The 10255-nt window shown below is 72.8% G+C and carries 8 protein-coding genes and 1 pseudogene; 4 read left to right on the top strand and 5 right to left on the bottom strand.

Features of this window, described 5'->3' with window-relative positions; genetic code table 11:
* The 3 genes and pseudogenes from ACFFHC_RS11530 to ACFFHC_RS11520 form a co-directional block, all read left to right on the top strand.
* Nucleotides 1–1013, top strand: a pseudogene (locus ACFFHC_RS11530) (HNH endonuclease); the annotation flags it as partial.
* Between the two features lie 53 nt (nt 1014–1066).
* Nucleotides 1067–3214 (top strand): S9 family peptidase, encoded by a 2148-nt coding sequence (locus ACFFHC_RS11525; RefSeq protein WP_379805540.1) that lies wholly within the window; start codon nt 1067–1069, stop codon nt 3212–3214.
* Entirely contained in the window at nt 3211–4428 is a 1218-nt protein-coding gene (locus ACFFHC_RS11520) for a hypothetical protein (protein ID WP_379805537.1), read from the top strand. Before ACFFHC_RS11525 ends, ACFFHC_RS11520 begins: the two co-directional genes overlap by 4 nt.
* Before the next feature lie 90 nt (nt 4429–4518).
* Here the strand turns inward: ACFFHC_RS11520 and glnA are convergent, their stop codons facing one another.
* Nucleotides 4519–5943, bottom strand: a complete 1425-nt coding sequence (glnA, locus tag ACFFHC_RS11515; RefSeq protein WP_101849566.1) for a type I glutamate--ammonia ligase — start codon at nt 5941–5943, stop codon at nt 4519–4521.
* Between the two features lie 196 nt (nt 5944–6139).
* Between glnA and ACFFHC_RS11510 the strand changes: the two genes are divergently transcribed.
* On the top strand, nt 6140–6616 hold the full coding sequence (locus tag ACFFHC_RS11510; RefSeq protein WP_070703465.1) for an RDD family protein: 477 nt from the start codon (nt 6140–6142) through the stop codon (nt 6614–6616).
* Between the two features lie 42 nt (nt 6617–6658).
* Here the strand turns inward: ACFFHC_RS11510 and ACFFHC_RS11505 are convergent, their stop codons facing one another.
* The 4 genes from ACFFHC_RS11505 to lipA are packed head-to-tail and all read right to left on the bottom strand — an operon-like array spanning nt 6659 to nt 10249.
* Nucleotides 6659–7750: a heparan-alpha-glucosaminide N-acetyltransferase domain-containing protein gene (locus ACFFHC_RS11505; protein ID WP_101849568.1), complete on the bottom strand. Its 1092-nt coding sequence runs from the start codon at nt 7748–7750 to the stop codon at nt 6659–6661.
* Nucleotides 7747–8397, bottom strand: coding sequence for a PIG-L family deacetylase (locus ACFFHC_RS11500; RefSeq protein ID WP_180802230.1), 651 nt, complete (start codon nt 8395–8397; stop codon nt 7747–7749). Before ACFFHC_RS11500 ends, ACFFHC_RS11505 begins: the two co-directional genes overlap by 4 nt.
* An 11-nt stretch (nt 8398–8408) precedes the next feature.
* Nucleotides 8409–9182: a DUF4191 family protein gene (locus ACFFHC_RS11495; RefSeq protein ID WP_070703528.1), complete on the bottom strand. Its 774-nt coding sequence runs from the start codon at nt 9180–9182 to the stop codon at nt 8409–8411.
* 44 nt (nt 9183–9226) lie between these two features.
* Entirely contained in the window at nt 9227–10249 is a 1023-nt protein-coding gene (gene lipA / locus ACFFHC_RS11490) for a lipoyl synthase (RefSeq protein ID WP_379805529.1), read from the bottom strand.
* Nucleotides 10250–10255: the final 6 nt, after the last annotated feature.

Here is a 10255-nt window from a genome sequence, read left to right as displayed (position 1 = left end):
GGTTGCGCGCCGAGGAGGTCCTCACGGTCAGGGCCCAGAAGCTCTCGGTGCGGGCGTTGCGGCGCGCGGCACGCCGCGTCCTGGAGGACCTCGGCTACACCACCGCCGTGGCTGACACCCATGAGAACACCCGGGTGGCTGCCCAGGAGGACAAGGCGTGGGCGGCCGCGTCGTTCTGGATCCGCGAGGAGGGTGACGGGACGATGACCGGACGGTTCACCCTCCCGGTCCTCCAGGGCCGGATGCTGGCCAAGGTCCTGCAGGCCATGACCAGCCCCCGCCGCCTCGCACGCCACCGGACCACCACCACCACCGCGACCACCGACGGGCAGGAGGGTTCCTCGTGGGGTGATCGCCAGGTGGACTGGGCCCACGAGCAGGGCAAGGCCTTCGCCGAGCTCGTCTCCCACCTGCCCACCGACCACCTGTCCACACCCTCGACCGCGATCCTGCTGCTGCGCACCGACCTGGACACCCTCCGCGGGGCCACTGACCGGGTCGGGGTCACCGACCACGACGAGGAGGTCTCGGCCGGGCAGGTCCGCCGCCTGGCCGCCACGGCCGGGATCGTCCCGGTGGTCATGGGCACCGACTCGGCCGTCCTGGACCTGGGCCGGCAGACCCGGGTGTTCACCGACTCCCAACGCAAGGCCCTCGCGGTCACCTACTCCACGTGCGCCGAGGAGCACTGTGATCGACCGTTCGCCTGGTGCGAGATCCATCACGACACGCCTTGGACACCCCGCAGGACGCCCCGGGCAGCAGCCGAGGGGCCGCCACCGGGCACCGGGGCCGGTACGGCACCACCCAGGAACGACCCCGATCACCCCGATCACCCCGATCACCGCGGTGACCGCGGGGCGAAGGACACCGGTGGCAGGACCGACCTGGCCAATGCCATCCCGTTGTGCGGACGACACCACCGCCGCCTGGACGACCCCCGGTACACGCACACCACCACGACCGGACCCGACGGCGCCACGACCGTCCACTTCCACACAGCACACCCATGACCAGCCACCGACAGGGCGGGGGAGAGCCCCGGCTGCCGCGTAGGGTGGCCCGCATGTCCCGCAGCACCCCGCCGATCGCGGCCCGCCGCCCCCATCGCCGTGAGCACCACGGGCACGTCGTGGACGATCCGTGGCAGTGGCTGCGAGACCCGGAGGACCCGCAGGTCGTCGCACACCTCGAGGCGGAGAACGCCTGGACCGAGGAGCGGCTCGCCGGGCAGGAGGGGCTCCGGAAGCGCGTCTTCGACGAGATCGTCGCCCGCACGCAGCTGACCGACGTGTCCGTCGCGGCCCGGCACGGGGACTGGTGGTACTACACGCGCACCGTCGAGGGGGAGCAGTACCCGGTCCACGCCCGGGTGGCGGCGCGGGGGGAGTACGCGGTGCAGCGCCCCGTCCTGGAACCGGGACAGGTGCCGGCCGGGGAGCAGGTGCTGCTCGACGGCAACGCTGAGGCCGGCGACGCGACCTTCTTCTCGGTGGGCGGCTTCACCACCAGCCGGGACGACCAGCGCCTGGCCTTCGCCACCGACACCTCGGGGGACGAGCGGTTCAACGTCACGGTCGTGGACCTGGCCACCGGCGAGCGGATCGACGAGTCGATCAGCGGCGTCGGGTACGGCCTGTGCTTCGACCACGACGCCACCCACCTCTACTACGTCCGCGTGGACGAGGCGTGGCGGCCCCACCAGGTCTGGCGCCACGCCATCGGGGCGGACCCGGCCACCGACGAGCTCGTGCACACCGAGGAGGACGAGGCCTGGTGGATGGGCATCGACACCTCCGGCGACGACCGCTGGCTGCTCATCGGTAAGGCCTCCAGCGACTCCAGCGAGTGGTGGGTGCTCGACACCACCGACCCGGCTGCCCGTCCGCAGGTGGTGCAGGCGCGCGTCGACGGTCTCGAGTACGACGTCGACGTGGACGGCGACGAGCTGCTCCTCGTGCACACCGCGAACACTCCCGAGGGGGAGTTGGCCACGGCCACCGTCGCGGCGTCCGGCCGGGAGCACTGGCGTGCGGTGCAGCCCCCGGCCGAGGACGAGCGCCTCCTGGGGGTGGACCTCTACGAGCGCTTCGCCGTGGTCTCCCTCCGGCGGGACGGTCTCACGGCCCTGCGGGTGTACCCGCGCACCGCGGGCCCGGACGTGCCGTTGGGCCTGGGTGCGCCGCTCGACCTCGTCCCCGACGAGCCGCTGTGGACGATCGGTCTGGGGACCAACCCCGACCACGCCACGACGACGCTGCAGGTGGTCACCGAGTCGCTCGTGACCCCGCCCACCACGAGCGAGTACGACCTGGGGCCGGTGCTCGAGGGGGGCGAGCTCGCGCCGCCCACCGTGCTGCGGCAGCAGCCCGTCCTCGGCGGGTACGACCCGGCCCAGTACGTGCAGGAGCGCCTGTGGGCCACGGCGGCCGACGGGACGCGCATCCCGGTGTCCCTGGTGCACCACGTGGACGCTCGGCCCGACGGGACGGCCCCCGGGCTGCTGTACGGGTACGGCGCCTACGAGGTGTCCACCGAGCCCGACTTCCGTACCAGCCGTCTCTCGCTGCTGGATCGCGGCGTCGTCTTCGCGATCGCCCACGTGCGCGGCGGCGGCGAGATGGGGCGCCACTGGTACGAGGCCGGCCGTCTGGCGCAGAAGCAGAACTCCTTCACCGACCTGAACGCCGCCGCGCACCACCTCGTCGACGCCGGGTGGGTGCACCCCGACCGCCTCGCCGCGGAGGGCGGCTCCGCCGGCGGCCTGCTGCTGGGAGCGGCCATCAACCTCGAGCCCGGCCTCTACCGGGCGGCGCACCTCGCGGTGCCGTTCGTGGACGCGCTGACCACCATCCTCGACCCCTCCCTGCCGCTCACGGTGGGCGAGTGGACCGAGTGGGGCAACCCCCTGCACGACCCGGCGGCCTACGAGCTCATGGCCGCGTACTCGCCCTACGAGAACGTGCGGACCGCGCAGTACCCCGCGATGCTGGCGACCACCAGCCTCAACGACACCCGGGTCGGGTGCGGGGAGCCCGCCAAGTGGGTGCAGGCGGTGCGCGAGCGGGCCACCAGCGACCCGGTCGAGCGTCCCGTGCTGCTGCGCACCGAGATGGTCGCCGGCCACGGTGGCCGTTCCGGCCGGTACGACGTGTGGGGCGACCGCGCCCTCGAGCTGGCGTTCCTGCTCGACGCACTGGGGGTGGAGGCATGACCGACAGGACGGGCACCGGTACGGGCGCCACGGAGGCGGAGGCCCGGGCGTTGGACTGGAGCGGCACGGAGATCGCACGCCTGCGCGTGCTGGACACGGTCTGGTCCGTCCGTGACCACGCCTCCGGCATCCAGGACGACGTGCCCGCGCTGTGGTCCCGCTGTATCACCGACGAGGAGCCCGACGTGCCGCTGCACCTCGTGGCCGTGGGGGAGGCGCCACCCGCAGGGGAGGCGGTCGTGGTCGCCGGGGAGCAGGGCGGGTACAGCCTGGCCTCGTGGTTGATCGCCGCCTCGATCGGGCGCCACATCGGGCAGTCGCTCATGGTGCACGCCGCGGCGCTCACCGCCCCCGGGACCGACCGGGCCCTGTGCCTCGTGGCCGCGTCGGGGACGGGCAAGACGACGGCCAGCCGCGTGTTGGCCCAGGCGGGGTGGGGCTACCTCACCGACGAGTGCGTCGCCGTCGACGACGGCTACCGGGTGATGCCCCTGGAGAAGCCCCTCTCGGTGGTCACCGACCCCCGGGGCAACCCGCACCACAAGCACCAGCTGGGACCCGACCAGCTGGGCATGGCCCGTGCGCCCGAGGGGGCCCGGCTCACCGGACTGGTGCTCCTCCACCGCCTGCGCACCGAGGAGCAGCGGGAGGCTGACCCGGGCCCGCTGCCCCGCCTGGAGCCGGTGCCGGCCGTCGAGGCCCTGCCGCTGCTCGCGCCGCAGACCTCCGCGCTGAGCCGCACCCCCGGCGGCCTGTCCACCCTGGCCCGTGCGGTCACCGACCTCGGGGTGCAGCGCCTGGTGTACTCCGAGATCACCGAGACCACCGACCTGCTCGCCGACCTCGCCGCGCAGGGGGCCCCGTCCCCGGCCGAGGAGCTCACCGCGCTCCAGGGGGACGCGCCGTGGGACGCCGTCCCTCCCAAGCCGTTGGACGACCCGGACACGACGCCGGGAGCCCGCTGGGAGCAGGCCCCGTTCTCCTGGGCCGTGGTGTGCGGTGAGGGGGACGTGGTGCTCATGGTCGGGTCGTCCGTGCTGCAGCTCGGCCAGCTCGGCGCGACCCTCTGGCAGGAGCTCGCGGACTCGCCGCGGACCGTCGGTGAGCTCACCGCGCTCCTCGTCGAGACCTTCGGCCCCCACCCCGACGCCGAGCGCCTGGCTGCCGAGGCGGTCGCGGCCCTCTACCGGGTCGGGCTGGTCCGCCCCGCCTGAGCCGCCCAGGCACAGGAACGCGCACGCCCGGGGACGCCGACGGGGCCGGTCCCGCAGGACCGGCCCCGTCGTCACACCGTGGTCGGCGACTCAGATGTGGTAGTAGAGCTCGTACTCGAAGGGGTTGGGGCGCAGGCGCATCGGCGCGATCTCGTGCGTGCGCTTGTAGTCCACCCAGGCCGCAATGAGGTCGTCGGTGAACACGTCGCCCTCGGTGAGGAAGTCGTGGTCGGCCTCCAGCGCCTCCAGGGCGGCGTCGAGCGAGAACGGCAGCTGCTCGATGTTCGCCTGCTCCTCCGGCGGCAGCTCGTACAGGTCCTTGTCCACCGGCTCCGGCGGCTCGATGCGGTTGCGGATGCCGTCGATGCCGGCCATCAGCTGCGCCGCGAAGCACAGGTACGGGTTGGCCGACGGGTCCGGCACGCGGAACTCCACGCGCTTGGCCTTCGGCGAGGTGCCCGTGATCGGGATGCGGATGCACGCCGAGCGGTTGCGGGCCGAGTACACGAGGTTGACCGGCGCCTCGAAGCCCGGCACCAGGCGGCGGAACGAGTTGATCGTCGGGTTGGTGAAGGCCAGCAGCGCCGGGGCGTGCTTGAGCAGGCCACCGATGTACCACCGCGCGGTGTCGGAGAGCTGGCCGTAACCGTTCTCGTCGTGGAACAGCGGCTCGCCGTCCTTCCACAGGCTCTGGTGGGTGTGCATGCCGGAGCCGTTGTCACCCATGACCGGCTTGGGCATGAAGGTGGCCGAGCGGCCGTCCTCCCACGCGGTGCCCTTGACGACGTACTTGAACTTCATCATGTCGTCGCCGGCGTGCAGCAGCGTGTTGAACTTGTAGTTGATCTCCTGCTGGCCGGCGGAGCCCACCTCGTGGTGGCTGCGCTCGACCTCGAGGCCGACCTTCTCCATGTTGCGGCAGATCTGGTCGCGCAGGTCGGTGTAGTGGTCGGTGGGGAACACCGGGAAGTACCCGCCCTTGGTGCTCACCTTGTAGCCCTGGTTGCCGCCCACCTCCTCGCGGCCGGTGTTCCAAGCCGCGGCCTCGGCGTCGATGCTGTAGAACGCGCTGCCCGGGGTGGTCTCGTAGCGGACCTCGTCGAACACGTGGAACTCGGCCTCGGCGCCGATGAAGACGGTGTCGGCGATGCCGGTCGTCCTCAGGTACTCCTCGGCGCGGCGGGCGATGGTGCGCGGGTCGCGGCCGTAGGGCTCGTCGGTGAAGGGGTCGACGATGGAGTAGTTCATGACCAGCGTCTTGGCGTCCCGGAAGGGGTCGATGAACGCGGTGGCCAGGTCGGGCAGCAGCTTCATGTCGGACTCGTGGATGGCGACGAAGCCGCGGATGGACGAGCCGTCGAACATCTGGCCGGTGGCCAGCGCCTCGGCGTCCACCGTGGAGGCGGGCACATTGAAGTGCTGCATGACGCCCGGAAGGTCGCAGAACCGGATGTCGAGGAACTCCACCTCCTCGTCGCGGATGTAGTCGATGACCTCTTGCGGGCTGCTGAACACTGCTGTGCCCTCCTGGGAGCGGGAGTGGTGGCCGGCACCGCCGGGTCGGCGGTGTCGCGGAACGGACCCAGCCTATCGACTGGCCCCTGCCGTGGAGTCACTCCCACGTCACCGGGTGGCCACGTGTCGTCGGTGGTCTCGGACACGCGCCACCCACCGGCCCGCCCGCGCTCCGCCCGGTCCGTACCCTGTGCGCGTGGACAGACGTGAGATCGGCTCCTGGCTCAGCGGACCCCGGGCGGCGCTCCCCGACGACGAGCACCCCAGCCCCCAGGACCACCCGGGTCAACGCCTCGGCCTGCCGGCCACCGGCCCCGGGTCCATCGCCCGCCTCGGCCCGCGCCTGGTCGCCTTGTTCATCGACTGGTTCGCCTGTCTGGCCATCACGGCCGCCACGTGGGGCCACCTGGGGCCGGGCGGGTCCGGCCAGCTGGTGACGCACGGGATCTTCCTGCTGGAGAACCTCGTGCTCGTCGCCGCGGCCGGCGGCACCCTCGGCCACCGCATCATGGGCCTGCAGGTGATCCGCCTCGACGACCGGCCGGTCACGCTCGTGGACTCCGCGGTGCGCGCGGTCCTGCTCTGCCTGGCCCTGCCGGCCCTGATCTGGGACCGCGACCAGCGCGGCGCACACGACTGGGTGCGTCGCACCGCCATCGTCCGCGGGCGCTGAGGCGGGTCAGGGCCTGACGGGCCCGGTGACGACGCGGGTGCCTCAGGGCCGCACGTACACGCGGTACCGCGCCAGCACGAGGGCGAGGGCCACCCAGAAGGCCAGGAACGCGATGCCGAAGACCCACCGGCCGGCGTCTGGACCCATCAGCCGCACCACCCTGTCGGCCACCGAGGGGTCGCCGGCGGTGAGCTGGTGCAGCACGAGGTGCGAGCCGAAGTAACCGAGCAGGGCGTTGCGGCCGAGTGCCTCGGGCACCGGTCGCACCAGCGATGACGCCGGAGGGGCCCCGTCGGCGTCGAGGAGCAAGTACGCACCCAGCAGCACGAGCAACCCGGGCACGGCCGTGAGCAGGGCGAAGGACGGGGTCCACAACCGCTTGACCACGGGCACGCCCAGCAGGTGCAGCACCAGCCCTGCGGCCAGGCAGGCGCCCACCAGCAGCAGGATGAGGGTGATGATCCGCCCCCGCGCCCCGGGGGTGCCGTGCAGGGTGCGCACGGTGGCGCCCGCCACCAGGCCCACTCCCACGGTCACCAGGGCACCGGCGAGCGTCACCACCCCCTCCGGGTCGTGGCCTCGCGCACCACCCCGGTAGGCGTGCGCCCCCATCCACGGCAGGTCGAGCGTGCGCGAGGGATTGCAGGTCGGGGTCACGCCGCCGCAGTGCGCACCCCAGGCCAGGTGCAGCGCGGTGAGCGCCACCGTCAGCACGGCCACCGCGACCGCCCACGCCCGGGGGCTGCGTAGGCGGGTGCTCGCCACGGCCACCACCGGCACCAGCACCGCGTAAACCTGGAGGGGGCCCATGAGGCGGAACTCCGCGGGGGCCGGCCAGTCCAGCACCACCGCGTTGTAGAGCAGCCCGGCTGCCCACAGCACCACCGAGCGGCGCAGGACCACCCACCACGAGGGCGTGCGGGCGTAGGCGAAGGCCATGCCGGCGCCCGAGAGCACCACGAAGGTGGGGAAGACCAGGTCCACCAGGTGGATGCCCTCCCAGTGGGCGTGCACCAGCGCGGTCGGCAGCGGGGGCAGCACCGCGATCATCAGCAGGTTGAAGACCACCGCGGCGCCGCGCGACCAGTCGAGGGAGACCAGGCGGCGCCGCGCACCGGGCCCGATGCTGCTCACCCGAGCACCGCCGACCGGTGGTCCGCCGCGCGCAGGTCGTCGAACAGCCCGCTCACCGACCGGTGCCCGAACGGTGCGTAGGCGGCGTCGGCCCGGCGGGCGGCCGGCAGGTCCGGGCAGTCCCAGATCCGTCCGCCCTGTGCTCCCGGCGGCAGCGCGGTGCGGCTGCGGTCGCCGGCGAGCCGGCGCACCACCCGGGCCACGACGCGGTGGTCGGGATGGTCGTCGTCGGTGGCGCAGGCGGCGGCCACCACGGCGTCGGGGTGTTCCTCCAGGACGGGGGAGAGGGCCTCGGCCACCGCGGACTCGGTGAGACCACCGTCGGGCAGCTCCAGGTGGGTGATGGTGCCCCGTTCGCCGGTCAGCGCGGCCCAGGCGTCCTCCAGCTCCGCCGAGCGCACCGCCTCGAGGCGCTCGGCGCTCCACGAGGCGGGGGCGGCCCCGCTCGCGGCGCCCCGGGTCACCGCCACGAGCACCAAGTGGTCGCCCCGGTCGCGCGCGTGCAGCACGTAGCCCGACAGACGCAGCGTCTCGTCGTCGGGGTGGGGGCTCACCACCACGAGCGTGCCGGCGTGCCCGCACCCGGCCACCGGCACCAGTCCGGCGAGGGCGACGCCCAGCACGAATCGCCGACGGGAGGGCGCCACCACGGCGGGTCTCAGCGGATGGTGGAGCGCTTCGCCGTCCGTGCACGGCGCGGGTCGATGCCCTTGGGCATGCCGGCCTGCTGGGCCATGCCGCCCATCGCCGTGAGGCGCTTGTGCACGGCCTCGGCCTCCGCGTCGGTCATCTGCTTGGGCAGCTTCTTGGCCTCGCGGATCACGTCGGTCATGGGCGTGCGGTCCTCGCCCTCGCCGAGCAGGTAGGTGGTCACGGGCACCTCCGGACCGGCGATGCGGTGCACGAACTTCTCCTGCGAGGCCAGCAGCCGCTGCGCGCCCCCCTTGGGACCCTCGCCCAGCAGCACGACGCCCCGCCGGGAGACGCCGCGGAACACCATCGCGGCCTTGTCCATGTCCTGCACGCCCCGGGCACGGCGCGGCATCTCGGCGGCCACCGGCTCCTGCTCGTAGTACCAAGTGCGCCCCAGCGCCTGCAGTGCGGCCCCGCCCTGCCCGGGCTGGCCCTCCACCTGCGCGTAGGCGGCCTTCTGCGCCAGGCGGCCCAGCGTGAAGGTGGTGGCCAGGATGGCCACGAGCAGCCCCAGCAGCACGAAGTAGACGAACATGTCGAACAGCAGGCCCAGCAGGCCGAACAGCACGAGCACGCCCAGGAACACGGCCAGCAGGACCAGCGGCGTGTTGGGGTTGGCGCGCCGGGTCATGCGGTAGACCTCGCCGACCTGCGAGCCGTAGGCCTTCACGCGCTGGCCGAGCGTCCGCTTGCCGGTGCCGTCGCGGCGGGCGCCGCGCGGGGTGTCCTTCTGTGCCATGGGGCTGGGGTTCCTCTGTGTCAGGGCGGGGGAGTGGGGCGGCGTCAGCCGGTGGCGCCGAGGCGCTTCTCCACGAGGGTACGGGCCTCCTGGCGGGCCCCGTCGTCGACGGCCTCGCCGAGGTGGGCCAGGTGCTCGGGGATCTCGCGGCCGAGCTTGCGCATGGTCTGCGCCCACAGGCGGCCGGCGCGGTAGGACGAGCGCACCAGCGGGCCGGCCATGATGCTCATGCCCAGCTCCTCGCCGTACTCGCTGAGGGCCACGAACTCCTCCGGCTTCACCCACCGGTCGATGGGGTGGTGCAGCTTGGAGGGGCGCAGGTACTGGGTGATGGTGAGGATGTCGCAGCCGGCGTCGCGCAGGTCCACCATCGCCTGCTTGATCTCCTCGTCGTTCTCGCCCATGCCCAGGATGAGGTTGGACTTGGTGAGCAGCCCGTCCTCCTTGGCCATGGAGATCACCTTGAGCGACTTCTCGTAGGTGAACGCCGGGCGGATCTGGCGGAAGATGCGCGGCACGGTCTCCAGGTTGTGGGCGAACACCTCGGGGCGGGCGTCGAAGACCTGCTGCACCAGCTCGGGCTTGGCGCCGAAGTCCGGGGGCAGGATCTCCACGCCGGTGTTCGGGTTGCGCTCGTGGATGGCGCGGATGGTGTCGGCGTAGAGCGCGGCGGCGCCGTCGGGCATGTCGTCGCGGGCCACGCCGGTGACGGTGGCGTAGCGAAGGCCCATCTGGGCCACGGAGTTGGCCACCTTCATCGGCTCGGCCGGGTCGAGCGGCATCGGCTTGCCGGTGGCGATGTCGCAGAAGTCGCAGCGGCGCGTGCACGTGTCGCCACCGATGAGGAAGGTGGCCTCGCGGTCCTCCCAGCACTCGAAGATGTTGGGGCAGCCGGCCTCCTGACACACCGTGTGCAGGCCCTGCCCCTTGACCATGGAGTTCACCTCGCGGTACTCCGGGCCCATCTTGGCGGTGGTGCGGATCCAGGAGGGCTTGCGCTCGATCGGCGTCTCGGCGTTGCGCGCCTCCACGCGCAGCAGACGGCGACCTTCGGGGGCGATGGTCACGGATTG

It is taken from the genome of Kytococcus schroeteri, assembly GCF_042433515.1.
Classification (GTDB): domain Bacteria; phylum Actinomycetota; class Actinomycetes; order Actinomycetales; family Dermatophilaceae; genus Kytococcus; species Kytococcus schroeteri.
The sequence above is the reverse complement of the archived record's forward strand: the minus strand, read 5'-3'. Positions and strand labels throughout refer to the sequence as shown.

Coding starts and splice junctions, on each gene's coding strand:
- ACFFHC_RS11525 (WP_379805540.1), top strand. CDS start 1,067: ATGTCCCGCAGCACCCCGCCGATCGCGGCCCGCCGCCCCCATCGCCGT.
- ACFFHC_RS11520 (WP_379805537.1), top strand. CDS start 3,211: ATGACCGACAGGACGGGCACCGGTACGGGCGCCACGGAGGCGGAGGCC.
- ACFFHC_RS11495 (WP_070703528.1), bottom strand. CDS start 9,182: ATGGCACAGAAGGACACCCCGCGCGGCGCCCGCCGCGACGGCACCGGC.